Genomic DNA, 24,563 nt, shown 5'->3' with positions numbered 1-24,563 from the left:
CGCCGAGTGCGGGGCGGCGGTGGACGTCCGGGAGGGCGAGGAGATCCCGCGCTGTCCCAACGGGCACACCACCTTCGACCGGCGGACCAACGAGCCCGGCCAGCGGTGAGCCAGCGGTCGCACCGCGGGGAGGGGAGGAGATGACGGTTCCGGTGACGCTCCGGGCGGACCGGGGCGAGCTCGGCGGGGACCTGGGCGTGCCACCCGACGCGGTGGGGTTGGTCGTGTTCGCGCACGGCTCGGGCAGCTCGCGGCACAGCGGGCGCAACCGGGCGGTCGCCGAGGCGCTGCGCCGCCGCGGTGTGGCGACGTTGCTGATGGACCTGCTCACCGCCGAGGAGGAGGCGGTGGACCTGCGCACCCGCGAGCTGCGGTTCGACATCGGACTGCTCGCCGAGCGGGTACGGCTCGCGGTCGAGCAGGTGTGCGACCGGTCCGAGGTCGCCGGCCTTCCGGTCGGCCTGTTCGGCGCGAGCACCGGGGCGGCCGCGGCGCTGGTGGCGGCCGCCGGCGACCCGGCGGTCCGCGCCGTGGTGTCCCGGGGCGGGCGGCCCGACCTGGCCGGCGCCGCGCTGGACCGGGTGACCGTGCCGACCCTGCTGATCGTCGGCGGCCGTGACGAGCACGTGCTGGAGCTGAACCGGGAGGCCGGCTCGCGGCTGGCCGGGCCGAGCGAGCTGGTGGTCGTGCCCGGCGCGAGCCACCTGTTCGAGGAGCCCGGTGCCCTGTCGGAGGTGGCGCGGCTGGCCGGGGACTGGTTCGTCGCCCACCTGCCGGGGTGAGCCGCCGGGGAGGCCGAACTCACTCGTCCGAGCGTCGAACTCGGCGTCCCGAAGGTAGATCTCGGCGTTCTGACGGTAGATCTCGCGACGTCACGCCGGGCGGTCGTCGCGGTGCGGGGTGGTCGCGAGCCGGGCGAGGCGGAAGCCGAGCGCCATTCGCGAGGTCGTGCCGAAGCGGCGCTGCAGCTGCGACACGACGTTGCGCACGGTCCGGCTGCTCACCCCGAGCCGGGCCGCCACCTGGTGGTCGGTCGCGCCCTGCAGCAGCAGGTTCACCACGTCGCGTTGCCGGCCGGACAGCGTCTTCGGCCGGGGCGGCTCGGCGGTCAGCGGCCGGGCCGCCGACCACTGCAGCTCGAAGAGCTCGCTGCACGTGCCGGCGAGTGGTGCCCGCAGCAGCAGGGCACCCGCGCTCCACTGCGCCTGGTCGAGCGCCAGCACGGCGTACCGGTCGTCGAACACCAGCATCGGGCGGGAGAGCGGGGCGTACACCCGGATCTCCAGGTGCCGGCGGCCGGTCTCGCCGCCCATCGGGTCGGTCCTGGCGAGCGAGTCCACCAGCAACCGCCGCTGCTTGCCGCCGTCGGTCACCATCTCCAGCAGGGCGAGGTCGGGCCGGTTCCGCCGGGACCGGCCGAGTGCCAGCGCCCCCTGCACCGCGGTCGCCGAGCCGGCGAGCTGCTGCGCCCTGCGGAGCACGGCGGGATAGTCCGGTAACAGACCGACGAAATCCCCGTACCCCACGGAACGCGGACACGCAAGTTGGGGCTTCGGCAGGTTCACATTCGCCTCGCATCGTTTCCGTCGCGCCGCGGAAATGGTCGGAAATCGTTTGTATCAGCTCGTCCCGAAGGCGACCTAGGCCCATTCAGGGGACAGCAGGGCGGAAATTCTCGGGTCGGCGTTTCTGTCCTCCGGTTAATAACGGGCGTTCGGCCGGGTCGTTCGAGCGGTAGTACCTTTCACCCGGTCCGCGCATTCGTCGGACCGGAGCTACCTTCGGGTTCTTCCACGACCGTGCCGCCGGTGCCGCCGGTGCCGTCGAGCCCGGCGAGGACGAGGTCGCGGTACACCGGGCTGCACCGCACCAGCTGGTCGTGCCCGCCCCCGGCCACCACCCGGCCTCCGTCGAGCACCACGATGTGCTCGGCGCGGCGGACCGTGGACAGCCGGTGCGCGATCACCAACAGCGCGCACTCCTCCGCGACCTGGCCGATCGCCCGGGTGAGCGCGGCCTCGTTGATCGCGTCGAGGTGCGCGGTCGGCTCGTCGAGCAGCAGCAGGGCCGGCCGGCAGAGCAGCGCTCGGGCGATGGCCACCCGCTGGCACTCGCCGCCGGAGAGCTGGTTGCCGCGTTCCCCGACCGGGCTGTCGAGACCGTCCGGCAGCCGGTCCACGACGTCGCCCAGGTTGACCAGGTCCACCACTCGCGCCAACTCGGCGGCGCTCGCGTCCGGCGCGGCGTAGGTCAGGTTCTCCCGCAACGTGCCGTGCAGCACCGGCGTGTTCTGGTCGACCAGCGCGATCCGGGCGCGGCACTCGGCGCGGTCCAGCTCCGCGGCCGGGCGGCCGGAGAACCGGATCGCGCCGCTGGTCGGCTCGTGGAAGCGGGCGACCAGCGAGAGGATCGTCGACTTGCCCGCCCCCGACCGGCCCACCAGCGCCACGTGCGCGTGCTCCGGCACGGCGAAGGACACGCCGCGCAGCACCGGCCGGTCGCGGTAGCGGAACCACACGTCGCGGAACTCCAGCACCGGACTGCCGTCCGGGCACGCGGGCAGCGTGGCCCCGCCGGTGGGCTCGGTGGGCAGTGTCCCGGCCTCGTGCACCCGCTGAAGCGCGCCCATGCCCCGCTGCACGGTGCCGATGCCCTGCAGCACCGAGGCCAGCGGCACCACCAGGTAGGTCGCGTACAGCAGGAACGCCACCAGGTTGCCCAGCGACGTCGCGTCCCTGGCGACCATCGTGCCGCCGATGAGCAGCACCAGCAGCAGCGAGCCGCGCAGCGCCAGCTCCACGGCCGGGCTCATCACCGACGTCAGCTTCGCCGCCCGCACCCCCGCCGCGTACGCCTCCTCCGCGCGCCGGCTCACCCGGTCGGTCTCACGCCGCTCGGCCCGGCTGGCCCGGACCGTGCGGATCGCGCCGAGCGCCCGCTCCAGGTCCGCGCTCATCGCGCCGACGCCGCGCTGGGCCTGCTCGCTGGCGACCCGCAGCCGACCGAGCAGCGTGGTGACCACCACCGCGGCGACCGCGATCGTCGTCGCCACCAGCAGGAACAGCAGCGGATCCAGCCACACCATCAACGCCACCGTGCCCACCGCGGTGAGCGCGCCGGTGACCAACTGCACCGCCGCCTGGGTGGTGACCTCCCGCAGCACGGTGGTGTCGGTGCCGACCCGGGAGAGGAGGTCGCCGACCCGGTGCCGGTCGTAGACGTCCATCCGCAGCCGCAGCAGGCGGGCCACCAGCCGACGGCGCAGCCCGAGCACCACGGCCTCGCCGGTGCGCTCCAGCAGGAACAACCCCGCCGCGTCGACCAGCGCCTGGCCGGCGAACAGCAGTGCGAGGCCGACCAGCAGTGCCCACGGCACCGACCGGCCGGCGCCGTCCACCGCCTGCCGGACCAGCAGTGGCTGCAGCAGCCCGAGCCCGGACGCGACGACGGTCAACGCGATCGCCGCCGCGAGCGTCCGGGAGTGCCCGGAGGCGAGCCGGGCGAGGTCGCGCAGGCGGGCGCGCGGCGCGGCCGGAGCGCTCACCGGCGCGCCCGGTGCCCCGGCTCCACCGGGGGCACGGTGACGAGCCGGCGGAAGTAGTCGACCGGCACCCCCTCGTCCACCAGCCGCCCGTCGGCCTCGACCCAGGCGTGCGCCCCGAACGGCGGCAGCACCCGCACGCCCACGCACCAGGTCGGCCAGGTGCCGCCGGCCCGGCACAGCAGCGCCACCGCGATCGACCGGGGCAGGCAGCCCCGCGGGCCCAGGCAGGTGAGACTGGCGGCGAGCACGGCGTCGCGCGCCGACTTCGCGGTGGCGACGTCGGCGGGGCGGGCGCCGCGCCGGACCACGCCGAGGACCGCGCGCAGCCGGCGCGGCGGCAGCGGGGCGAGCAGCCGGGCCACGCCCACCGCGGCCTTGGCGGCCATCCTGCGGCGCAGCGGCACCGCGTCCGGCCTGTCGAGCGCGCTCGGGGTGGTCACGACGTCACCAGCCCGGCCGACCGCAGGCCGTCCACCAGGGACGTCACGTCGTTCCTGGCCCGGTCCTCGGCCACCGCGTACTCGCCGGCCAGCGCGCTGACGGCGGCCTCGGCGTCGCCACCGTCGAGCAGCGTCCTGACCACCACCGTGGCGGTCGGGTTGAGCTGCCAGTAGCGGCCGCTGCGCTCGTCGAGCAGCACGGTGCCGTACTCGGTGTCGGTCAGTGACACGTCGGGACGTAACCGGAGGCTCATCGGTGCTCCGTTCGGGAGAGGGCGGTGACCGGCGCTTGGTGGGCCTCGAGGGTGCGCAGCCACACCTCGCAGCCGATCGTGGAGTAGAGGATCGCGGTGGTCAGCTCCGGCGTCGCGGGCCGCAGCGCGAGCTCGATCAGCCGGTCGCGATCCACCAGGCCGAGCTCGGCCAGCCGTGACTCGGCCCAGAGCTCGGCCAGGTCGCCGCGGTGGGCGCGCAGCCCCGCGGCGGCGTCCAGCGCGGCCTGCGCCTTGCTGGTCCTGGTGAGGCAGTCGTCGGGGACGACACCGCGCATCGCGGCGACGAGGACCGGCTTGTACCGCCACGGCGTCACCCGGTCCAGTGGCCGGACGGAGAGGAACGCCTCGATCACCCGGTCGTCGAAGTACGGCGACGAGATAGGCAGGCCGGCGCGGGCGCTGATCTGCTCCCACTGCCGGATGATCCGGGTGCTGGCCCGGACCTGCTCCAGGTCGACGTGCTGGCCGCGGGTGGATCCCAGCGGGACGGCGTTCCGGCTCGCCGCGCGCAGGGCCGCCCTGGCGGCGTGCTCGGCGTCCGGGGTGACCCAGTCGAACAGCCGGGGCGGGGCGCCCCAGCCGAGGGCGGCGGTGACCGTCGGGGGGAGCGGGGCGCGGAGCTCGCCGGCCGTGCCGGCCAGCCAGCGCGGGTACGGCCGGGTGTCGGCCAGCGCCCGGACCATCGTGGACCACGGCCAGTGGAACAGCGCCCGGAAACCGCGCAGCCGGGGCAGCGCCTGCCACGGCCGGGTGCGCAGCAGTGTGTGGTAGTGCGCCTCCGAGCACCAGGCGACGTGGTCGCCGCCGATGCCGGTGAGCCGCACCCGGCAGCCCCGTGCCGCCAGCGGCTCGAGGTCGCTGAGCAGGCGGGCCAGGTCCAGCACGCCGATCGTCGGCTCGTCCAGTGGGTCGTCGATCTCCAGCAGGTCGGCGTAGACCAGCGGGGACCGCTCGGCCGGCCACACGGCGTGCTCCACCTCGGGCAGGTGCGCGGCCGCGCGGCGCGCCCAGGTCAGGTCGTCGTCGGCGGGGTCGATCCCCGGCCAGGTGCTCGCGACGACCTTCGCGGGACCCCTGGCCGCCAGGAAGCACACCGACGTCGAGTCCAGCCCGCCGGACAGGTCGCAGCCGACGACCCCGCCCGCGCGGGTGCGGGCGTCGACCGCCTCCGCCAGTGCCCGCCGGGCGCCGGGCGCGGCGTCGGGCAGCCGGCGTACCGGCTCCGGCGGCTGCCACCAGCGGATCTCCCTGGACCTCCCGTCGCGCTCCAGGACCAGCGCGCTGCCCGGCGGGACGCCGTGCACGCCGTGCCACAGCGGCTGGTCGGCCAGCGGGTGCGGCACCGGGAACAGCAGCCGGGTCGCCAGCCGGTCGATGTCCAGCCGGGCCCCGGTGAGCCCGGCGAGGACATCCGCCCGGTCGGCGGCCACCGTCGTCCCGCCGACCGCGGCGGAGAACACCAGTCGCAGGCCGGACGCGGGGCCCTGCACCCGGCATCGCCCGTCCCGTGCGGCGACGAGGTGGAAGCTGCCGGGCAGCCGCAGGGCGAGCGCGTCGAGCTGGGCCAGGTCGCGCAGTCGCGCGGCCGCCGCGGTGAGCTCGGCGGCGTCGACGGGACAACAGCCGATGACGGCCAGCGACGTGCCGCCTGCGCCGGCGGCGACGACGTCCGCGTCCCGCCACCGCCCGACGATCCAGGGTCGTCCGGAGGGATGGGACAGCGTCCGCACCCCGTTCGCGCCGGCGTCGTTCGCGCCGGCGTCGTTCGCCCCGCGGTTCGGCCAGCCGTTCGACAGCAGCCGCGAGGCCACGGCGACGGCGGACTCGTGGTCGGGCAGGACCACGAAGTACGCCTCGCCGTGCCCCGGGCCGTTCGGTGACTCCGACATCAGCGTCGCCGAAAACGGGTCGAGCCGTCAGTTCTTGCTCAGGATCAGGCGGTCGTTCCCGCGGAACTGGAGCAGGCCGGTCACCCGGTGGAACGCACCGAGGTCGATCAACATGGGGGTCTCGTACACCTTCATCAGAATTTCCTTTCCGGTCGGAACTTCGTCCATGTGGTGCGCGCGCGTCCTCGAACGTAACAAGGCACTTCGGACGCTGACAGGGAAGAAAGCCTTCCGGAAGCGGAAGATCGACCAGCGGTTGGCGCGAATTCTCGGGAGGTCAAGACATCTCGGCTAATGTGTTCTCCCGTGCCGGGGCGAACGGTGTCCGCGGTATCGTGGGGTCGACAATTCACGAACGGTGCGAGAGGTCCGGTACGGCATCACGACGCGGCACGCGGCGGGGAAACGCGGTGTGCGGGACGGCCGGGTCGGGTATCCGGGCGCGGAAACGGACGACGACCCCGGAGGCAGGGATGGATCGCGAGTTCGAGCGGGAGCCGGTGGCGGAGGATCCGGAGAGCGCCAGGAGGAGCCCGCTGGTGTCCGAGGAGGTCGACGACGTCGAGCACGACTACCCGGAGGGCGATCCGGGGGAGCTGCCCGGCTCCGGCCAGCGGCCGTACGGTGGCCACCCGAACCCGGAGCCGGAGGGCGGCGAGCCGCCCGGCGAGTGGACCGAGCACCAGGACGTCGCGCCGGCCCCGGACGGCCGTTGACCGGGTCGACTCGCGCGCCGGTCACGCCTCGCCGAGCAGGTCGTGCTCGCGCACTGCGGGCAGGGACAGCGTGCGGTAGCCGGCCTCGTCGAACAGCACGGTGAGCCGGTCGGCCTCCTGGTTCACCACGGTGCCCTCGCCCCACTCGGTGTGCCGCACGCGGGTCTCCGGCGGGAACTCCGGGTCGGCCGGTGGCGCGTGCGCGGCCGCGGTGCCGGCCTCGCAGGTGTCGCAGAACCCGCACGGCTCGTCCAGCGACTCCCCGAAATAGCCGAGCAGGAACTGCCGGCGGCACGAGCGGGTCTCGGCGTAGTCGCGCAGCATCTCGATCCGGGTCCGGTCGAGCTCCTTGCGGTGCTCGAACGTCTCGGCGGCCTCGGCCGTCGCCCGTTCCGGCTCCGGGCCGCCGTCGGCGTAGACGAACCCGTCGTCGGTGGCCCGCACCGCGTCCACCTGCTCCAGCAGGGTCAGCCCGGTCAGCGCCCTCCGGTGGGAGGCGTCCACCTCGTCGTCGAGCTCCTCGGGGCTGATCGGTCCCTCGTGCGCCCGCACCGTGTCGGCGACCTCGCGCACCGCGCCGGTGTCGACCGCGCCCGCGGTGAGGAAGCGCTGCAGCCCCAGGTCCTCCGGCCGGTACAGCAGTAGCGCGTCGGCCCGCTCGTCGTCCCGGCCGGCCCGTCCGATCTGCTGGTAGTAGGAGTCCAGCGAGTCGGGCACCGACGCGTGCACGACGAACCGCACGTTCGGCGTGTCGATGCCCATCCCGAACGCGGAGGTGGCCACCACGACGTCCAGCCGGTCGGCCAGGAAATCCTCGTGCACCCGCCTCCGCTCGGCCGCGGGAAGGCCGGCGTGGAACGCGGCGACCCGCACGCCACGGTCGGCGAGCTCGGCGGCGTAGTGCTCGGTGTCCTTGCGGGTCGCGGCGTACACCAGTCCGGGCGGATCGGCCTCGGCCACCCGGTCGAGCAGCGCGGCCCGCTTGTCCTCCTCGGTGCCGACGTGCCGCACCGCCAGGTGGAGGTTCGGCCGGTCGAACCCGGTGACCACCCGGACCGGGTCGCGCAGGCCGAGGTGGCGCACGATGTCGTCGCGCACCGGCCCGCTCGCGGTGGCGGTCAGCGCCAGCACCCGCGGGCGCCCCAACCGCGCGACCACGTGCCGCAACAGCAGGTAGTCGGGGCGGAAGTCGTGCCCCCACGCCGAGACGCAGTGCGCCTCGTCCACCACGAACAGGGTGGGCCGGGACCGTTCGAGATCGGCGAGGACGTCGTCCTTGGCGAGCTGCTCGGGGGCGAGGAAGAGGTACTCGGCGTCGCCGGCGCCGACCGCGTCCCAGGCCCGCTCGCTGTCCCGGGCCCGCTGCGCCGAGTTCACCGCCACCGCGTCCGGTGCGGCGCTGTCCGCGAGCTGGCCCACCTGGTCCCGCTGCAGGGCGATCAGCGGGGACACCACCACCGTCGGGCCGGGCAGCAGCAGCGCGGGCACCTGGTAGATCGCCGACTTGCCGGCGCCGGTGGGCATCACGACCAGCACGTCGTGCCCTTCGAGCAGCCGCTCCATCGCGGTCAGCTGCTCGGGGCGCAGCCGGTCCCAGCCGAAGGTGTCCCGCGCGGCGCGGCGGAGCTCGTCGCGGGCGGCGTGGGGAGGGTCGGATCGGGCGGGGTGTTCGGGCATGCCTGCTTGTTCCCGTTCCGCGCCGGCGGAAACGCCGCCGCCCCGGGGGTGTCGCCACTCCTCCGAGGTCGCGGTTCAGACCATCCGGTCCTGGTGTCCCCGCCAGCCGGCCCCCTGCTCGTCGAAGCGCACGATCGAGAGCCTGCCGTCGGGTTCCATCTGCGCCTGGCGCACCTGGCTCAGGCGGGTGATGCCCTGTTCACGGAGCTGGCTGAACAGCTCGTCGTCGGTCAGCAGCTCCTTGGCGAGGTTGTACCGCAGCAGCCGGCCCCGCCGGACCAGCGGCAGCGGGCGGGGCCGGACGAACCGGCGCAGTGGCGGCACCTTGTAGGCGAGGAAGTCGAGCGCCGTCGCCCACAGCACGATCACACCGACCAGCAGCACGCCGTCGCCGATGGAGGTGTACTCGCCGGCCATGCCGTTCTGCGCCGCGTCGGCCAGCAGGACGAGTACCAGCAGATCGGTGATCCCGGTGGCGCCCGACTCCCGCTTGAACACGAAGCGGAGCGTGAAGTAGATGAACAGGTACATGACGGTGCCGCGGACGAAGATCTCCACGGGGGAGACGTCGGGCGAGAAGATCTCCTGCCAGTTCATGCGCTACTGGCTTCCCCGCCGCGGCCCGGTCATGCGCGGTCACTCCTGCCCGCCGGGGGGCGGCACCACCTCGTAGGCCTCCACCCGCCGCTCGACGACCGTGGTCGGCGCCTCCAGGTGCACCGCGCCGCTGGGCAGGACGCCGGCGCCGCCGTAGGTGGCCAGCACCCGCAGCTGGGCGAGCACGTCCTCGCCGCAGTGGTCGGGTGGCAGCTCCGACCAGAAGTCGAACCCGCCGACCGACACCAGCGCCGCCCGGTCGTAGAGCACGCACCCGCCCACCCAGGCGATCTTGTACGCCACCCACTCGCCGTCGCGGAGGCCCAGGGCGTCGGCCAGGTGCGTGGGGTTGGCGGCGTTGTGCAGGGTCCACCGCCGCCACTCCGGGCCGTGCGGGGTGATCCGCTCCGGCTCGGGCGGGCCCTGCCACCGCTCGAACGGTTCCAGCTCCTCCGGTCGGTGGTCGTTCAGGTAGGACAGACCCTGCACGGCGTTGCCGACGAGGCCGCAGCCCAGCTTGCTGATCGCCTCGTGCAGCCGGCTGATCGTGCCCGGCTCCAGCCACACGTCGTCGTCGAGGAACAGCACGTACCGGGCGCGGGACCGGGCCAGCAGGTGCGCCCGGTGCTCGGCGAGGCCGCGCGGCGGCAGGTGCCGGCCGAACGACACCGGGTGGCCGGCGCGGCGCAGCACCCGCGCCATCGCCGTCGCCCCGGGCGTGTCGTAGCTGGGCGCCCCGTCGGACTGGTCGCTGACCAGGACCCCGAAGTCCGGGAAGTCCTGGGCGGCCAGCCCGGCCAGCGTGGTCGCCAGCTCCACCGGTCGGTTCCTGGTGGGGATCAGGACCTCCAGCTCCGGCTCGGTCACGCCGGTTCCCCCGTCCCCGCGCCGGCCCGGATCCGCTCGATCACCGCCGAGGTGGAGTGGTCGGGCACGTACCCGAGCACCCGCACCTGGCCGCCGTAGGAGCGCACCACCGGCGCCTCGGTCAGCATCTCCGGGGTGTAGTCGCCGCCCTTGACGTAGATGTCCGGCCGCAGCCCGCGCAGCAGCTCCACCGGGGTGTCCTCGGTGAACACCGTGACGTGGTCGACGCAGCTGAGCGCGGCCAGCACCGCCGCCCGGTCCCGGACGGTGTTCACCGGCCGGTCCGGCCCCTTGATCCGGCGCACGCTCTCGTCGGCGTTCACCGCGACGATCAGCACGTCGCCGAGCCGCTTCGCCTCGTTGAGGTAAGCCACGTGACCGCGGTGCAGCACGTCGAAGCAGCCGTTGGTGAACACCACCCGCCGGCCGGCGGCACGGTGCTCGGCCACCACGCCGGCCAGGTGGTCGTGGTCCAGCGCCGCCGACGAGTACGTGCCGAACCGCTGCTCCAGCTCGGCGGCGGTGCACACCGCCGTGCCCGGTCGGTGCACCACGATGTCGGCCGCGGCCTGCGCCAGCTCCACGGCGGTGGTGATCGGCAGGCCGCCGGCGAGTGCCACGGTGGCCGCGGCGACGAACGTGTCGCCCGCGCCGGAGGTGTAGTTCTCCGGCGCCGGCCGCGCCCACGTCCGATGCACCGGCTGCGATCCGGTCAGCAGCACGGCCCCGTCCCGGTCGAGGGTGACCGCCACCGCGGCGGCGCCGGTCGCCTCGGCCAACCGGTCACGGTGCCGGTCGAGGAACTCCACCCGCGCGTCACCGCCGTCGGGGAGGTCGGTGCCGAGCAGCTCGGCGGCCTCGGCGGCGTTCGGCGTCACCAGGTCCGGCCGCAGCGCCCGCCACCGGCCAGGATCGTGCGCGTCCAGCACCAGCAGCGGCAGCTCGGAGCGCAGCCCGCGCAGCGCCTCGGCCACCCGGGGACCGAGCGCCCCGTTGGCGTAGTCGCAGACGACCAGCGCGTCGGCGTCGGCGAGTGCGGCCCGCAGCGTCTCGACCAGCCGCGCGGCCTCGACGTCGTCCCCATCGCCGGTGTCGCCGTCGTCGAACCGCAGCAGGAGCTGGTCACCGGCGACGATCCGCCGCTTGCTCACCGTGGCCCGGCCACCGCTGACCGCGACGTGGTCGGTGCCCACCCCGCGGTTCCGCAGCTCCGCGCACAGCCGGCGGCCCGTGGCGTCGTCGCCGACGGCGGTGACCATGCTCACCCGCGCGCCGAGCGCGGCGAGGTTCACCGCGGTGTTGGCCGCCCCGCCCGGGGCGTAGGACCGTTGCCGGACGTCCACCACCGGTGCCGGCGCCTCGCGGCAGAGCCGATCGCACCGCCCGGACAGCCAGACGTCCAGGATCGCGTCGCCGAGCACCACCACGCGGGAGCCGGCCCGGAACAGGCCGCGGGCCAGCTCGGGGGTGATCCCCTCGCCGCCCCGGCCCACCTCGTCGGGTGGCATTCCTGCCGAGATGTCCACTCGTCACCTCCGCTCGATCCGCGCGCCCGGCGCGCCACTTCTCCTTCTGCAATGCCCGATGTGCACCGAGGCAAACGTGATCGTCCGCAGAGGACGCGCGACCGGGTGGTTTCCGTGGGGTTCGGCGGGTTTGGCCGGCGGGAGAACGGCAATACCTGCGAGTGGGCGCCGCCCTCGGGGTGCGGCGCGCGAACTTCGGAGGTGAGCACGATGCCCGGACGGGAGAGCATGCCGAGCACGTTGGAGCGCTCCCCGAAGGAGGCGCAGCGCACGTGGATCGAGGCGCACGACTCCGCGGTGGAGACCTACGGCGAGGGGGAGCGCGCACACCGCACGGCCTTCGCGGCGCTGAAGCACTCGTTCGAGAAGGTCGGCGACCACTGGGAGCCGAAGAAGAAGCGTGGTCCCTCGGACAAGCAGGCGGCCCGCGGCGCGCGGAGCCGGCGCGGGGACACCGCCGGTGGCGTCGACGCCAACGCGAGCAAGCAGCACCTCTACGACCTGGCGAAGCGGCTCGACGTGCGCGGCCGCTCGTCGATGACCAAGAAGGAGCTGGTCGAGGCCATCGAGAAGGCCAACCAGCGGAAGACCGCGAAGGCGCGGCAGCGGTGACCGGGAGCGGCACCACCCCCGGCTCCTCCCACCCGTCTCCCCCCACCACCCACACGGAGACGCCCCCCGCCGCGGCGTTCGACCAACGCCGTGAAGGCCACCTCGATCGCGCGGGGCGCGATGAAGGTGGCCTTCACGGCGGCCACCGTGGCCGGCTGAGCGTCGGGCCGCTGGAGCCGGCCTGGCCGGAGGTGCGGCGCATCGCGGTGTTGCGTGGCGGGGGGCTGGGCGACCTGCTGTTCGCCGTGCCGGCGATCGAGTCGCTCGCCGTGGCCTACCCGGACGCCGAGATCGTGCTGCTCGGCACGCCGCTGCACGCCGCGCTGTTCGCCGACCGGCCCGGCTCGGTGGGCGAGGTGATCACCCTGCCGCCCGCGAAGGGCGTGCACGAGCCGGGCGGCGCGCCACCGGACGAGGACGCGCAGGAGGAGTTCTTCCGGCGGGTCTGCCGCCGGCCGGTGGACCTCGCGGTGCAGCTGCACGGCGGCGGGCGGTGGTCGAACCCTTTCCTGCTGCGCACCGGGGCCCGCTGGACGGTCGGCGCGCGCACCCCGGACGCGGTGCCGCTCACCCGGTGGTTGCCGTTCCGGTACTACCAGCACGAGGTCATGCGCGCGCTGGAGATCGTCGGGTTGGCCGGCGCGCCGCCGGTGACCCTCGAGCCCACCCTCGCGTTGACCGACCGTGACCTGGAGGCGGCCGAGCAGCCGCTGCGCGGCCTTCCGGAGCCGCTGCTGGCCGTGCACCCCAGCGCCACCGACCCACGGCGCCGCTGGCCACCGGCCCGGTTCGCCGACGTGGCCGCGCACTGCGCCATCGACGGTGCCGGCGTGGTCGTGCTGGGCTCGCCCGACGAGAAGGACCTCGTCGACGAGGTGACCGAGCTGACCAGGGACCGGCTGCCGGCCGGAACGGCGCGTGCGGTGCGCGGCCTGACCGGCCTGGACATGAGCGCCCTGTGCGGTGTGCTGGCCCGCAGCCGGGTGCTGGTCGGCAACGACAGCGGGCCCCGGCACCTGGCGAAGGCGGTCGGCACCGCGACGGTCGGGGTGTTCTGGATGGGCAACGTCATCAACGCAGGACCGCTGGGCCGCGCGGGCGACCGGGTGCTGATCTCGTGGACCACGCGCTGCCCGATGTGCGGGGCGGACTGCACCCGCGAGGACCTACCCCGCTGCCCGCACGACGACTCCTTCGTCGCCGACGTGCCGACCGAGGCCGTCTGCGCCGAGGTGGTCGACCTGCTCGCGCAGGGTGTCCGCTTCTCCCACGGCCGGTGACCTGCGGCAACGCCGTTTAGCAGGGTGTGTCCCGGTTACCCGAGGAGCATGGAAGCCACCAGAGAACGGCAGCGAGTCGGTGATCGACACTCCGACGTGCCGATCGCGAGCGCGCTGCCCGAGATCGCGATAGGACACCTCAACGCTCTGAACGACACGCTCGCCGCGCTGCGCGGCCAGGTTCGGCGGATCGAGCGCTGGGGCCGGCTGATCGCCGACCGGTTCGCCGCCGGGTCCCGGCTGCTCGCCGCGGGCGACGACGAAGCCGTGCGGCAGGCCCGGCACCTGGCCGCCGAACTCGCCGGGCATGGCGACACCCTCGCACTGGACGGCCCGGGCGCGGGCGGCGGTGACCCGGACGGCCGGGCCGCGGACCTGGCCGCCCTGGTGACCGCCGAGGCGCGCGCCGGCGACGTGGTCCTGCTGCTCTCGGCCACCGGGCACACCACGGGCATGGCCGCCGCCGCGCGGGCCGCCCGCGCCGCCGGCGCCACCGTGCTGACCTGCTGCGGCTGCTGCCCCAACCCGCTGGCCAACGCCGCCGACGACGCGGTGTGCGTGCCCGGCACCGCCTCGGTGGTGCACGAGGCCCAACTGGTCGCCGTGGACCTGCTCTGCGCCGCGGTGGACGCCGCCGCCAGGGCCGGCCGCGACGCGGAGCCCGCCAGGTGAGCCACGTCACGCGCAGCACCCACCACGCCCACTGAGCACCCGCGCGTCAGCCGCTCTCAGTCGAAGAAGCGGGCCAGGTGCTCGGCGGAGGGGGCCGGCGCGTCGCCGTCGACCCTGAGCAAGTCGGCGAACACGCTGGCGCCGTCGCATTCGGCGTGCAGCGGGAACCACCGCCGGTCGGTGTCCTGCCGCTCGCAGATCCCCTTGAACGTCTGTACGTCGAGGAACCGGACGTGGGTCGGGTCGGCGACCGCGTTCACGTACCGCCACCACGGGGACAGCACGTGCAGGATTCCGCCGGGGCGCAGCACCCGGTGACACTCGTCGACCAGCGGCAGGAAGTCGACCAGGTGCTCCAGCACGTGCACGGCGAACACCCGGTCCGCGCAGCCGTCCGGGAAGGGCAGCCCGTCCCGCAGGTCGGCGACCACGTCCACGCCGGTCGCGGCCCGCCGGTCCACCCCGATGTTGTCCGGGTACTGCTTGGTGCCGCCGCAGCCGACGTCCAGCACGACCGGGCGGTGCCCGTCGACGACCACCCGGTCCCACACCGCCAGCACCCCCTGGAAGCGACCCACGAGGTCGCGCACCAGGGCGAGCTGCTCTGGCCGGTCCACCGCGCCGGTTAGGTGCGCCACCCCACCGCGGACGCTCACCTGCACGTCCAGCCCGTGCAGCCGCTCGTCGTGCTTGAACGCCTCGCCCACCGTCGACTCGAGGAACCGGTCGATCCGGTCCAACCGGTGGCTCGACAGCGGGGCGGCGGGCGGCAGGGTCATTCCGCGTCCTTTCGCGACGAAGGGGCAGGGTGGGTCGGTGCGCTGTCCCGGTGAGCCCGGGGACCGGGGTCAGCCGCTGCGGGCGCCGACGTCGGCGGTGGTGTCGAAGGTGAGCCGATCGTCCCGGACGTCCACGTTCACGTGCGAGCCGCGCTCGATCCGGCCGTCCAGCAGCATCCGGGACAGTTGGTTGTCCACCTCACGCTGGATGGTCCGGCGCAGCGGGCGGGCGCCGAACTCGGGCTGGTGCCCGCGCTCGCTGAGCCAGGCCATGGCGGCGGGGGAGAAACCCAGGGTGATGTCCTGCGCCTGCGCCCGCCGCCGAGTGTCCTCCAGCATCAGCTCGGTGATCCGGTGCAGCTGCTCGTCGGCCAGCCGGCGGAACACGATGATCTCGTCGATCCGGTTGAGGAACTCGGGCCGGAAGTTCTCCCGCAACGTCCGCATCAGCCGGTCCCGCAGCGACCGCTGCTCCTCGTCACCGGAGGGCGGGGTGAACCCGAGCGGGCCGGCGCCGCCGGTGATCAGCTCGGAGCCGAGGTTGCTGGTCATGATCAGCACGGTGTTGGTGAAGTTGACCGTGCGCCCCCTCCCGTCGGTGAGCCGGCCGTCGTCGAGCACCTGGAGCAGCACGTTGAACACCTCGGGGTGGGCCTTCTCGATCTCGTCGAGCAGTACCACCGAGTACGGGCGGCGGCGCACCGGCTCGGTGAGCTGGCCGGGGTCGTCGTAACCGACGTAGCCCGGCGGCGCCCCGATCAGCCGGCTGACCGTGTGCCGCTCGCCGTACTCGCTCATGTCGATCCGCACCATGTGCGTCTCGTCGCCGAACAGCGCCTCGGCCAGCGCCCTGGCCAGCTCGGTCTTGCCGACGCCGGTGGGCCCGAGGAACAGGAAGCTGCCCGAGGGGCGGGCCGGCTCGGCCAGCCCGGCGCGGGAGCGGCGCACCGCCTCTGCGACCGCGCTCACCGCCTCGTCCTGCCCGACCACCCGGCCGTGCAGGTGCTCCTCCAGCCGCAGCAGCCGGTCCCGCTCCTCCTGGGTGAGCTGGCTGACCGGGACGCCGCTGATCCGGGACACCACCTCGGCGATGTCGGTGGCCGACACCTCCGCGACCCCGCTCGGCCCGCCGTCGGCGCTGGCCCGTTCCAGCTCGGCGCGCACCTCGTTGATCTGGTCCCGCAGGGTGGAGGCGCGCTCGTAGTCCTCCTCGGCGACCGCCTGGTCCTTGTCCCGGTTGAGCTGGTCCAGCCGCGCCTGCAGGTCGCGCAGTCGGTGCGGGCGCCGGGAGCGCAGCCGCACCCTGGCACCCGCCTGGTCGATCAGGTCGATGGCCTTGTCCGGCAGGAACCGGTCGGTGATGTAGCGGTCGGACAGGGTGACCGCGGCATGCAGTGCCTCGTCGGCGTAGCGCACCTGGTGGTGGGCCTCGTACCGGTCGCGCAGCCCGCGCAGGATCTCCAGCGCGTCCTCGGCCGTCGGCTCCGGCACCAGGATCGGCTGGAACCGGCGCTCCAGCGCGGGGTCGCTCTCGATGTGCCGGCGGTACTCGTCCAGCGTGGTCGCGCCCACGACGTGCAGCTCACCCCTGGCCAGCGCGGGCTTGAGCATGTTGCCGGCCCCCAGGGACCCTCCAGCGCCCTCCGACGACCCGGCGCCGACCACGGTGTGCAGCTCGTCGATGAACACGATCAACTCGTTGCGGTGCGACCGGATCTCCTGCAGCAGCTTGGTCATCCGCTCCTCGAAGTCACCGCGGTAGCGGGTCCCGGCCACCATGGCGGTGAGGTCGAGCTGCACCACTCGGCGCCCGGTGAGCGACTCGGGGACGTCGTCGGCGGCGATCCGCTGGGCGAGCCCCTCGACGATGGCGGTCTTGCCGACCCCGGCCTCGCCGATGAGCACCGGGTTGTTCTTCGTCCGCCGGGACAACACCTCCACGGTCTGCTCGATCTCGTCGTCCCGGCCCACCACCGGGTCGAGGTCGCCGTCGCGGGCCTGCTGGGTCAGGTCGCGGCCGAACTGCTCCAGCGTCTCGGTGCCGGTGGGCCGGCCGCCCTCGCCGGCGCGGTCCGCCGACCCGCCGCGGGCCAGCGTCTCCGGGGTGACCTTCGCATCGCCGAGCAATCGCCCCGCGCCGGACTCGGGATTGGCGGCCAGCGCGAGCAGCAGGTGCTCGGGGCCGAGGTAGGACGACCCGAGTCCGCGGGAGATCCGGTGCGCGTCGAGCAGGCTGCGCTTGGCCGCCGGGGTGAGCCGCACCGGGCCGGGGTGGGGCTGCCCGGCCCGCGACGCCTCCTCGATGCGGCGGGCCAGCGCGTCGGGATCGGCGCCGGTCCCCTCCACCAGTGCGCGGGTGGCGGGCAGCCGCAACACCGCCCACAGCAGCTGCTCGGTGTCCAGGTCGGTGCGCCCCCACTGGGCGGTCTGCGCGGCGGCCTCCGCCACGACCGCCCGCGCCTGGTCGCTCATCACCGCGGTGATGTCCACCGGCCGACGCCCCGGTGAGCCGGCGCCGAAGAACTGGGCGAGGAACTCGTCGAACGGACTGGGGCCGCCTCCCGGGCCGAAGAAGCCGGTCATGGTCCTCCCTAGGACGGTCGTTCGTCCCAGGAGGGTTTGCCCCGCACGATGGGCGCCAAACCCGGTGCGCATCGCCGACCATGGTCGAAACCGCTACATCTGTAGTAGGTTGCCGCGGTGCCGATCTGCCACCGACTTGCCGGAGTACCGAATCGTGCCCGAGTGCCGGAACCGGCTCGGGCAGATGAGGGGAGCGCATGAGTCTGCGAAGCAACGTATGGGCCGCGGCCACCGTGCTGGTCGTGAGCGCGGCGACACTGATAGGCGTCCAGGGGCCGGCCGTCGCCGCGGCCGACCCCACCCTGAGCCTGGGCAACTTCGAACTACGTCCGAACGCCATGGGCGACGAACTGAAGCGCCGGGTCGCCGAGCTCGACAAGGAACTGCCCAGGGCCGGTGTGGGGAAGATCATCGCCGACGCCAACCGGGTCGGCCGGGTCGGTGCCCCCTACGTCCCGTGCAACTCCGCCGCCGCCGGACGAACCCTGGGCAGTGTCTCCGAGAGCATCTGCTTCAACGCGGGCGACAACTCCACCGGCCTGTGGATGCCACAGGGGGTGACGACTGTCGCTGACGCGCAGGACGACCAGCGCTGGGGCGAGCGGAACCAACCCATCCTCGTCTCCTGGTACGACAGCAGCAACAAGGACGGGGTCGCCAACGGGGAGGATTCGCTGGAGAAGGGCGTTCGGATCACCTTCATCGACCCGCGCACCGGCCGGTACCGGCACGTCCTGCTCGTCTACCCGACGGTGAACTCCTACGACAACGTGAGCTACATGAGCGTGCGTACCAAGCAGACCGGCGAGGGCAAGTCGCTGCACGCCGGCGGGATCGTCTGGTACGGCAACTTCCTCTACGTCGCCGACACCGGGCGCGGGTTCCGGGTGTTCGACATGCGCCACATCTACGACCTCGGGGCCGCGTCCAACGGCACCACCAAGGACCGGGACAAGATCGGCAGGAGGAGCGGAACCTATTACGGGCACGGCTACCGCTACGTCATGCCGCAGGTGGCCTCCTGGACCAGCACGACGGCGAAGGTGGCGAAGTGCACCGAGGACTCCCGGGGCCTGAGGTTCTCCTACGCCGGGCTCGATCGCAGCGGCGTCGACCACATGGTCGCCGGCGAGTACTGCAACGGGGCGAGTCCGGAGACCAGGGCCAGGGGCCGGGTGGTCGCGTGGCCGATGGCCGGTGCGGTGGACGGCGCCGGCGAGCAGATCACCACCAAGGGATACCGGTGGAAGGCCGATGCCGCGCACAAGGTCCCCTTCTCCAACATCCAGGGCGCGGCCCGGTTCAACGGGCGGTGGTACCTCAGCCAGAGCCGCGGGAAGGACTCCAACGGCGCCCTGTTCCAGACGGCCAGGGCCACCGCCTCCACCGAGACGCTCCAGGTCGCCACCAGCCAGCCCGCCGCCGTCGGCCCGGAGGACCTGTCGCACTGGCAGCGCGGGTCCGGCGGAACGACACTGGGGATCATGTGGACCGTGGCCGAGCATCCGAACAAGCGGATGGTCTACGCCACCGTCCCGAAAGAGATCGCCGGCTGACGGGCACGCCCCGGAGATGATCACGGCGCACGGCCGCCGGTTGGCCTCCAGCGCAGCGAATACGTCCCAGCGCAGCGGGTACGTCCCAGCGCAGCGGGTACGTCGAGCCCGAACCGCCGACCCAGAGCTGGAGTTCGCATGCGTGCCATGACCGTCGCGCCGGGACGTGCCGGCTCGCTGGCCGTCACCGACCTGCCCGACCCCCGCCCCGCGCCCGACGAGCTGCTGGTGGAGGGGATCGCCGTGGGGGTGTGCGGCACCGACAAGGAGATCGTGGCCGGGGAGTACGGCTGGGCCCCGCCCGGCCGGGACCGCCTGGTGCTCGGGCACGAGTCGCTGGGCAGGGTGCTCACCGCGCCGGCGGGCAGCGCGTTCGCCCAGGGCGACCTGGTGGTGGGCGTCGTCCGGCGGCCCGACCCGGTGCCCTGCGGCGCGTGCGCCCGCGGCGAGTTCGACATGTGCCGCAACGGCCGCTACACCGAGCGCGGCATCAAGGAGCTCGACGGTTTCGCCAGCGGGCGGTGGACGGTCGAGGCCGACTACGCCGTGCGGCTCGACCCCGGGCTGGCCGAGGTGGGCGTCCTCATGGAGCCCACCACGGTGGTGGCTAAGGCGTGGGACCAGGTGGCGAAGGTCGGGGCGCGGGCCTGGTTCGAGCCGAACTCGGTGCTGGTCACCGGCGCGGGGCCGATCGGGCTGCTGGCCGCGCTGCTCGGCGCGCAGCGTGGGCTCGACGTGCACGTGCTGGACCGGGTGACCGAGGGGCCGAAGCCGGAGTTGGTCGCCGGGCTCGGGGCGACCTACCACCACGGCGACATCGACGAGGTCGCCGAGCGGGTCCGGCCGGACGTGGTGATCGAGGCCACCGGGGCGAGCCCGCTGGTGCTGGCCGCGATGACGATCACCGGCCCGTACGGGATCGTCTGTCTCACCGGCGTGTCCAGCCCGGGCCGGCGGCTCGGGGTCGACGTCGGCGCGATGAACCGCGAGGTGGTGCTGCAGAACGACGCGTTGATCGGCTCGGTGAACGCCAACCTCGGGCACTACCGGATGGCCGCGGACGCGTTGGCCAGGGCGGACCGGGCGTGGCTGGCCGGGCTGATCACCCGGCGGGTGCCGCTTGAGCGCTGCGCCGAGGCGTTCACCGCCACCGACACCGATGTCAAGGTCGTGGTCGACCTCGGCTGACCGTGCCCGTCCGGTGGCGGCGGCCGCCGAGCCGGGCACGGCGGGCTCAGCCGGTCCGCCCGGCCACCTCGACGGTGACCTTCTGCTCGGTGCCGTCCCGCATCACGGTGAGCGGCACCTGCTGGTTCGGCTCCACGGACCGGAGCGCGGCGAGGACGTCCTCGACGCTGCCGATCTCCCGGTCGGCGAACCGGGTGATCACGTCCCCGGCCCGGATGTCGGCGTGTGCGGCCGGGCCGTCCGCGTCGACACCGGCGACCAGCGCGCCGTCCTCCGCCTCGATCCCGAACTGCTCCCGGATCGGCGGGGTGAGCGGGGACAGCGACACCCCCAGGTACGGGTGGGTGGCCTTGCCGTCAGCCAGGAGCTGCTCCGTCGTGTCCAGCACGGTGGCGGCCGGGATGGCGAAGCCGAGCGACACCGCGCCGGCCTCGGGCGGGATGTAGGCCTCGTTCACCCCGACCACCCGGCCCTGCGCGTCGAGCAGCGTGCCGCCGGAGTTGCCGGGGGAGATCGAGGCGTCGGTCTGGATGAGATCGACCAGGGACTGGGTCCGCGGCGCCGAGCCGGGGATCTCCCGGTGCAGGCCGGAGATGACGCCGGCGGTCACCGAGTTCTCGAAGCCCAGTGGGCTGCCGATGGCCAGCGCGAGGTCACCGGGTCGGGGCAGGTCGGTGCGGAACTCCGGGACCGGCAGGTTCCCGCGTGCGCTGCGCACCACGGCGAGGTCGGTGACCCTGTCGGTGGCCAGCACCTCGCCCTGGGCCTCGGTGCCGTCGGCGAACACCAGCGTCACCCTCCGCTGGTCGCCGACGACGTGGGCGTTGGTCACCACCACGTCCGGCCGCAGCACCACGCCGCTGCCGACGCCGGCGCCGGGGGTGCGCACCGTCACCACGCTCGGCGCGACCCGCTCCACCACGCCGGCGTATCCCGCGGCGTCGCCGGGTGCGGGGGCCGGGGCGGTCGTCGTTGCCTTGGCCGCGGGCTCGGGGGCCGGGTCGCCGGAGCAGCCGGCGGCGACCAGCGCCGTCGCGGCGAGCGCCACGATCCACTGGGGTGTCCGGGAGAGTGCCATGGCGGGGGAGTACCCCGGTTCCGCCGCGGCGACTCGTCCCGTCGCACGTCACTCCGCCGGGTGGGGCTGGGGCTCCGGCCGGCTCAGCCGGGGTAGGCCACAGTGGACAGCAGCGCGACCGCGGGGTCGCGCGAGTCCAGCCGGGTGTGTTGCACCACCACCGGCACGTCGCTGACCAGCACGCTGGCGTAGTCGGTGCCCCGGGGCACCCGTTCCGGGTCGGACAGCTCGTTGAACCGGAGGTGGGTGGTCCGCCGCGCCGGCACCGTCACCCGGTACGGCCCCACCGGCTCCCGGTCGGTGAAGTACAGGGTGAGCTCCAGGTGGGCGGCACGGTCACCGGTGTTGAGCACGCATGCGGCCTCGTGGCTGACCAACTCCCGGGACGAGTGTGCGCTGTCCTCCTCCGGCGGCAGGTAGCCCTCCGGGACCACCCACATGGTTCGGCCGATTCCCGTCATGCGCGGCGGGTACCCGGGCGGCGCGACGGGTAACCCGCGATCGGAAGGAGGCACGGGATGGACACCGGTGGCGAGCCCCGCTCGGAGCAGCAGGAGGAGCTGGAGTACGAGGACGCGGTGACCGGCGGCGAGGTCGACCGGCCGGACCGGGACCGCCGGCCCGATGTCGGCGTCGAGGACGGTGTTCGTTTCACCGATCCGCAGGACCCGACGCCGCAGGTGAGTCGTTCGCCCGAGGCGCGGGGGCTCGAGCAGGGCGACGCGGTGGCCGACGACGAGGGCCGCAGTTACGCCAGCGGCCCCGAACAGTCGGCGCTGCGCGTCGAGGAGCCGTCCGAGGAGGCGTGATCACGCGGCAGCGCCTCCACCGGAGAGCCAGGTCGTGCTGCCCTCACGTCGGGTGGAGGAGGTCGAGGATCACCGCGGCGGTCCAGCTGAAGTCCTTGGCGCCGTGGCCCTGACCGCTCAGCGGGTCGACGTACTCGCGGAACCCGGCCCGCTCGGCCGCGCGGAGCAGCGCGCCGCGGACCGTCCCGGCCAGCCCGATGGCGCCGTGCTCGCGCAGGCCGCGGCAGAGCAGCCAGCCGATGTTGAACCAGGCGGGTCCGCGCCAGTAACGGCTAGTGTCGAACCGCTCGTCGGTGAGGTCGAAGCTGGCCGGAAGGCCCAACTCGGCGAGCCGGAACCGGGGTCCGGTCGCGGTGGCCAGCAGCGCGTCGGCCACCGGCAGCCCCGGCACCACCAGCGGGACGATGCCGGCGACGCTGCCGTACCCCAGTGCCGCGCCGGTGTGCACGTCCCGAGCGGGAAAGGTCCCGGTCGCCGGGTCGAACAGCTCGTCGACCAGTGCCGCCCGCAGCCGGTCCACCTCGCGCCGGTGCGGCCCCGGGTCGGCGCCGATCTCCGTGGCGATGGCCGCCATCGCGTCCTCGGCGGCGGCGAGCAGGGCGGTGGTCAGCGGGTCCTCGACGGCGAAGGAGTGCCGCTCGGGGCGGTCCGAGTAGCCGGAGTCGCGGTAGTCGGCGGCCAGCCGCACGTACCGGCCGTAGTCGAGGTCGGTCGGCCGCTCCGTGGCGGAGGCGTGGTCGAGATCGCGGCGGCGGAACTCCCTTGCCGGGACCGGCGGCACCCGGCTCAGCGGGCCGTCCCACGCGGGGCTGTTGTCCATTCCGGACTCCCACGGGTGCACGATGCCGACCAGGCCGGTGCCGCCGAGGTCGCGGCGCTCGGTGAGGTAGCGGTGCCAGGCCCGCAGCCGCGGGTACAGCCGGGGCAGGAACCCGCGCCGGCGAGCGGTCGCCGGGTCGGCGCGGAAGGTCTCCCACGCCGCCAGCGCGTGCACCGGTGGCTGGACGAGCCCGGAGGTGGCCGGCCGGTGCCGGCCGGTGACGTCGGCCGAGCGCCAGAAGTCGGGCCCGGGGAAGTAGGCCCGCGGCGAGGAGGCCGGGTCGAACACGATGTGCGGTACCCGCCCGTCCGTCCACTGTGCACCAAACAACGACTCCAGTTCCCGCTGCGCGCGCCGCGCGGACACGTGCCGCAGGCCCAGCGCGACGAACGCCGAGTCCCAGCTCCACTGGTGCGGGTAGAGGTCGGCGGCGGGCACGGTGGACTGGCCGCGCCAGTTCGCCAGCAGCACGCCGGTGGCCCGGGCGCCCAGGGTCGGTGCGCGCATGCCTAGCCCGCCGCCCGCCGCAGGAAGGTCGGCACCGCCGCGACCGCGGCGGCCGGCTCGCCGCGGGGCCGGCACTCCAGCGCGAGGTAGCCGTCGTACCCGGCGGCGGCGAGCGCGCCGAGCACGGCCGGCCAGTCGAGGTGGCCGGTGCCGGGCTGGCACCGGTTCGACTCGCTGACCTGCACGTGCCCCAGGTACGGGGCCACCGCGAGCAGCGCGGCCGCGGGGTCGTCCTCCTCGATGTTCATGTGGTAGGTGTCGGCGGCCACCTGCACCGAGTCCAACCCCGTGGCGCGGACCAGCTCGGCCGCCTGGTCGAGCCGGTTGACCATGTGGTCCTCGTAGCGGTTCAGCGGTTCGAGGTAGAGCCGCACGCCTTCCCGCGCGGCGTGCTCGCCCAACTCCGCCAGCCCGGCGAGCAGCACCTCCCTGTCCTCCTCGGGGGAGCGGGGCGGCTCGAACGGCGGCAGCCGCCGGGAGAACATGCCGTACGTCGCCGGGGTCATCACCCCGCGGCCACCGATGTCGGCGACCACCGACAGCTGGGACCTCAGTTGGGCGATCGCGTCGCGGCGCAGCTCGGCGTCGAACGCGCCGAGGAAGTGCGCCATCTCCACGCACACCGTCGGCATCACCACCCCGTGCGCGGCGGCGCGGCGCAGCTCCGGCAGCCGGTCCCGGAAGGCGAGGTCGCCCCGGCCGCGCAGCTCGATGGCGCTGTAGCCGTTGGCGGTGGCGAACTCCCACTTGCGTTCGAGGGTGTCCCCCGGCAGTAGCTGTTCCTGGCACGCGAGCGCGAACACGGGTCACTCCTGGCCGACGTCGAGGACGATCTGCGGCGCGGCGGCGGGGTCGGTGAACAGCCGGAGTGGCGGGTCCCAGCCGCGGGTCAGGTACGGGTTGGTGCCGCGGTAGGCGGTGAGCTCGCTGCCGGCGGAGCTGCCCGAGTACCGGGTGACGACCCGCACCTGCCCCGTCCCGAGCTCCTCGCTCGACAGCTCGGCGAGCTCGACCCGCCGCGGCGCGGTGAACCCTACGACGCGCTGCACGCACTGCCTCTCTAGCTTCTTCGCTGTCTCTTCTGTCCATGACATTACAGACTTATGTCTTGCTATCAAGCAGAAGTCCTGGTGTTATGTCGGCGTTCA

Annotated in this window: 25 protein-coding genes; 8 read left to right on the top strand and 17 right to left on the bottom strand. The window is 74.0% G+C overall.

Annotation, left to right across the window (positions count from 1 at the left end):
• The first annotated feature begins 140 nt into the window (after nt 1-140).
• Nucleotides 141-782, top strand: coding sequence for a dienelactone hydrolase family protein (locus BM051_RS21080; RefSeq protein ID WP_092533208.1), 642 nt, complete (start codon nt 141-143; stop codon nt 780-782).
• Nucleotides 783-872: 90 nt separating this feature from the next.
• Here the strand turns inward: BM051_RS21080 and BM051_RS21075 are convergent, their stop codons facing one another.
• The 6 genes from BM051_RS21075 to BM051_RS28630 all read right to left on the bottom strand — a co-directional run bounded on the left by BM051_RS21075 (nt 873) and on the right by BM051_RS28630 (nt 6,283).
• Nucleotides 873-1,481: a helix-turn-helix transcriptional regulator gene (locus tag BM051_RS21075; protein WP_092533205.1), complete on the bottom strand. Its 609-nt coding sequence runs from the start codon at nt 1,479-1,481 to the stop codon at nt 873-875.
• A gap of 263 nt (nt 1,482-1,744) precedes the next feature.
• On the bottom strand, nt 1,745-3,544 hold the full coding sequence (locus BM051_RS21070) for an ABC transporter ATP-binding protein (protein ID WP_092533201.1): 1,800 nt from the start codon (nt 3,542-3,544) through the stop codon (nt 1,745-1,747).
• On the bottom strand, nt 3,541-3,984 hold the full coding sequence (locus tag BM051_RS21065; protein WP_092533198.1) for a lasso peptide biosynthesis B2 protein: 444 nt from the start codon (nt 3,982-3,984) through the stop codon (nt 3,541-3,543). The genes BM051_RS21070 and BM051_RS21065 overlap by 4 nt, the downstream gene beginning before the upstream one ends.
• Nucleotides 3,981-4,238 (bottom strand): lasso peptide biosynthesis PqqD family chaperone, encoded by a 258-nt coding sequence (locus BM051_RS21060; protein ID WP_092533195.1) that lies wholly within the window; start codon nt 4,236-4,238, stop codon nt 3,981-3,983. Before BM051_RS21060 ends, BM051_RS21065 begins: the two co-directional genes overlap by 4 nt.
• Complete coding sequence (locus BM051_RS21055; RefSeq protein ID WP_092533192.1) at nt 4,235-6,148, bottom strand: lasso peptide isopeptide bond-forming cyclase; 1,914 nt, start codon at nt 6,146-6,148, stop codon at nt 4,235-4,237. The genes BM051_RS21060 and BM051_RS21055 overlap by 4 nt, the downstream gene beginning before the upstream one ends.
• Before the next feature lie 27 nt (nt 6,149-6,175).
• Entirely contained in the window at nt 6,176-6,283 is a 108-nt protein-coding gene (locus BM051_RS28630) for a keywimysin-related RiPP (RefSeq protein WP_208325989.1), read from the bottom strand.
• A 338-nt stretch (nt 6,284-6,621) separates the two neighbouring features.
• On the opposite strand from BM051_RS28630, the gene BM051_RS21050 reads away from it, so the two are divergent.
• Nucleotides 6,622-6,864, top strand: coding sequence for a hypothetical protein (locus tag BM051_RS21050; RefSeq protein ID WP_092533189.1), 243 nt, complete (start codon nt 6,622-6,624; stop codon nt 6,862-6,864).
• Between the two features lie 21 nt (nt 6,865-6,885).
• On the opposite strand, the gene BM051_RS21045 is transcribed toward BM051_RS21050, so the two are convergent.
• From BM051_RS21045 to rfaE2, 4 genes are all read right to left on the bottom strand, one after another.
• Nucleotides 6,886-8,541 carry a RecQ family ATP-dependent DNA helicase gene (locus tag BM051_RS21045; protein ID WP_092533186.1) on the bottom strand — a complete coding sequence of 552 codons (1,656 nt, stop codon included), beginning with the start codon at nt 8,539-8,541 and terminating at the stop codon, nt 6,886-6,888.
• Nucleotides 8,542-8,616: 75 nt separating this feature from the next.
• A complete protein-coding gene (locus BM051_RS21040) occupies nt 8,617-9,138 on the bottom strand; it encodes a DUF421 domain-containing protein (RefSeq protein WP_092533183.1) in 522 nt (173 codons plus the stop codon).
• Nucleotides 9,139-9,177: 39 nt separating this feature from the next.
• The gene (locus BM051_RS21035; RefSeq protein ID WP_092533180.1) at nt 9,178-10,005 is read right to left on the bottom strand and encodes a glycosyltransferase family A protein; all 828 of its coding nucleotides are present in this window, start codon (nt 10,003-10,005) and stop codon (nt 9,178-9,180) included.
• A complete protein-coding gene (rfaE2, locus tag BM051_RS21030) occupies nt 10,002-11,531 on the bottom strand; it encodes a D-glycero-beta-D-manno-heptose 1-phosphate adenylyltransferase (protein ID WP_243859680.1) in 1,530 nt (509 codons plus the stop codon). Before rfaE2 ends, BM051_RS21035 begins: the two co-directional genes overlap by 4 nt.
• Nucleotides 11,532-11,741: 210 nt before the next feature.
• Between rfaE2 and BM051_RS21025 the strand changes: the two genes are divergently transcribed.
• The 3 genes from BM051_RS21025 (at nt 11,742) to BM051_RS21015 (ending at nt 14,095) form a co-directional block, all read left to right on the top strand.
• Nucleotides 11,742-12,143, top strand: coding sequence for a ChaB family protein (locus tag BM051_RS21025; RefSeq protein WP_092533174.1), 402 nt, complete (start codon nt 11,742-11,744; stop codon nt 12,141-12,143).
• A gap of 191 nt (nt 12,144-12,334) precedes the next feature.
• Entirely contained in the window at nt 12,335-13,423 is a 1,089-nt protein-coding gene (locus tag BM051_RS21020) for a glycosyltransferase family 9 protein (RefSeq protein ID WP_243859679.1), read from the top strand.
• 96 nt (nt 13,424-13,519) lie between these two features.
• Nucleotides 13,520-14,095: an SIS domain-containing protein gene (locus BM051_RS21015; protein ID WP_134046280.1), complete on the top strand. Its 576-nt coding sequence runs from the start codon at nt 13,520-13,522 to the stop codon at nt 14,093-14,095.
• 56 nt (nt 14,096-14,151) lie between these two features.
• Here the strand turns inward: BM051_RS21015 and BM051_RS21010 are convergent, their stop codons facing one another.
• A complete protein-coding gene (locus BM051_RS21010; RefSeq protein ID WP_092533168.1) occupies nt 14,152-14,874 on the bottom strand; it encodes a methyltransferase domain-containing protein in 723 nt (240 codons plus the stop codon).
• Between the two features lie 69 nt (nt 14,875-14,943).
• The gene (locus tag BM051_RS21005; protein WP_092533165.1) at nt 14,944-17,457 is read right to left on the bottom strand and encodes an ATP-dependent Clp protease ATP-binding subunit; all 2,514 of its coding nucleotides are present in this window, start codon (nt 17,455-17,457) and stop codon (nt 14,944-14,946) included.
• A 197-nt stretch (nt 17,458-17,654) separates the two neighbouring features.
• On the opposite strand from BM051_RS21005, the gene BM051_RS21000 reads away from it, so the two are divergent.
• Entirely contained in the window at nt 17,655-19,013 is a 1,359-nt protein-coding gene (locus tag BM051_RS21000) for a hypothetical protein (protein ID WP_243859678.1), read from the top strand.
• Between the two features lie 138 nt (nt 19,014-19,151).
• Nucleotides 19,152-20,201: a glucose 1-dehydrogenase gene (locus BM051_RS20995; protein ID WP_092533162.1), complete on the top strand. Its 1,050-nt coding sequence runs from the start codon at nt 19,152-19,154 to the stop codon at nt 20,199-20,201.
• Between the two features lie 46 nt (nt 20,202-20,247).
• On the opposite strand, the gene BM051_RS20990 is transcribed toward BM051_RS20995, so the two are convergent.
• Nucleotides 20,248-21,279 (bottom strand): S1C family serine protease, encoded by a 1,032-nt coding sequence (locus tag BM051_RS20990; protein ID WP_092533159.1) that lies wholly within the window; start codon nt 21,277-21,279, stop codon nt 20,248-20,250.
• Nucleotides 21,280-21,362: 83 nt separating this feature from the next.
• Complete coding sequence (locus tag BM051_RS20985; protein ID WP_092533156.1) at nt 21,363-21,740, bottom strand: sensory rhodopsin transducer; 378 nt, start codon at nt 21,738-21,740, stop codon at nt 21,363-21,365.
• A 57-nt stretch (nt 21,741-21,797) separates the two neighbouring features.
• Here BM051_RS20985 and BM051_RS20980 point away from each other — a divergent pair, with 57 nt between their 5' ends.
• Complete coding sequence (locus BM051_RS20980) at nt 21,798-22,088, top strand: hypothetical protein (RefSeq protein ID WP_092533153.1); 291 nt, start codon at nt 21,798-21,800, stop codon at nt 22,086-22,088.
• Between the two features lie 43 nt (nt 22,089-22,131).
• On the opposite strand, the gene BM051_RS20975 is transcribed toward BM051_RS20980, so the two are convergent.
• The 3 genes from BM051_RS20975 to BM051_RS29185 are packed head-to-tail and all read right to left on the bottom strand — an operon-like array spanning nt 22,132 to nt 24,464.
• A complete protein-coding gene (locus BM051_RS20975; protein ID WP_092533150.1) occupies nt 22,132-23,415 on the bottom strand; it encodes an MGH1-like glycoside hydrolase domain-containing protein in 1,284 nt (427 codons plus the stop codon).
• Nucleotides 23,416-23,417: 2 nt separating this feature from the next.
• Nucleotides 23,418-24,218 carry a sugar phosphate isomerase/epimerase family protein gene (locus tag BM051_RS20970; protein ID WP_092533147.1) on the bottom strand — a complete coding sequence of 267 codons (801 nt, stop codon included), beginning with the start codon at nt 24,216-24,218 and terminating at the stop codon, nt 23,418-23,420.
• Nucleotides 24,219-24,221: 3 nt separating this feature from the next.
• Nucleotides 24,222-24,464, bottom strand: coding sequence for a hypothetical protein (locus tag BM051_RS29185; protein WP_092533144.1), 243 nt, complete (start codon nt 24,462-24,464; stop codon nt 24,222-24,224).
• Nucleotides 24,465-24,563: the final 99 nt, after the last annotated feature.

This window comes from Amycolatopsis arida (genome assembly GCF_900115565.1).
In the GTDB taxonomy this organism is placed as follows: Bacteria; Actinomycetota; Actinomycetes; order Mycobacteriales; family Pseudonocardiaceae; genus Yuhushiella; species Yuhushiella arida.
This window is presented reverse-complemented; position numbering and strand designations above follow the sequence as displayed.

Coding starts and splice junctions, on each gene's coding strand:
- BM051_RS21060 (WP_092533195.1), bottom strand. CDS start 4,238: ATGAGCCTCCGGTTACGTCCCGACGTGTCACTGACCGACACCGAGTAC.
- BM051_RS21000 (WP_243859678.1), top strand. CDS start 17,655: ATGAGTCTGCGAAGCAACGTATGGGCCGCGGCCACCGTGCTGGTCGTG.
- BM051_RS20985 (WP_092533156.1), bottom strand. CDS start 21,740: ATGACGGGAATCGGCCGAACCATGTGGGTGGTCCCGGAGGGCTACCTG.
- BM051_RS21050 (WP_092533189.1), top strand. CDS start 6,622: ATGGATCGCGAGTTCGAGCGGGAGCCGGTGGCGGAGGATCCGGAGAGC.
- BM051_RS21040 (WP_092533183.1), bottom strand. CDS start 9,138: ATGAACTGGCAGGAGATCTTCTCGCCCGACGTCTCCCCCGTGGAGATC.
- BM051_RS20980 (WP_092533153.1), top strand. CDS start 21,798: ATGGACACCGGTGGCGAGCCCCGCTCGGAGCAGCAGGAGGAGCTGGAG.
- BM051_RS20990 (WP_092533159.1), bottom strand. CDS start 21,279: ATGGCACTCTCCCGGACACCCCAGTGGATCGTGGCGCTCGCCGCGACG.
- BM051_RS21045 (WP_092533186.1), bottom strand. CDS start 8,541: ATGCCCGAACACCCCGCCCGATCCGACCCTCCCCACGCCGCCCGCGAC.
- BM051_RS21055 (WP_092533192.1), bottom strand. CDS start 6,148: ATGTCGGAGTCACCGAACGGCCCGGGGCACGGCGAGGCGTACTTCGTG.
- BM051_RS20995 (WP_092533162.1), top strand. CDS start 19,152: ATGCGTGCCATGACCGTCGCGCCGGGACGTGCCGGCTCGCTGGCCGTC.
- BM051_RS28630 (WP_208325989.1), bottom strand. CDS start 6,283: ATGAAGGTGTACGAGACCCCCATGTTGATCGACCTCGGTGCGTTCCAC.
- BM051_RS21010 (WP_092533168.1), bottom strand. CDS start 14,874: ATGACCCTGCCGCCCGCCGCCCCGCTGTCGAGCCACCGGTTGGACCGG.
- BM051_RS21005 (WP_092533165.1), bottom strand. CDS start 17,457: ATGACCGGCTTCTTCGGCCCGGGAGGCGGCCCCAGTCCGTTCGACGAG.
- BM051_RS20975 (WP_092533150.1), bottom strand. CDS start 23,415: ATGCGCGCACCGACCCTGGGCGCCCGGGCCACCGGCGTGCTGCTGGCG.
- BM051_RS21025 (WP_092533174.1), top strand. CDS start 11,742: ATGCCCGGACGGGAGAGCATGCCGAGCACGTTGGAGCGCTCCCCGAAG.
- BM051_RS21080 (WP_092533208.1), top strand. CDS start 141: ATGACGGTTCCGGTGACGCTCCGGGCGGACCGGGGCGAGCTCGGCGGG.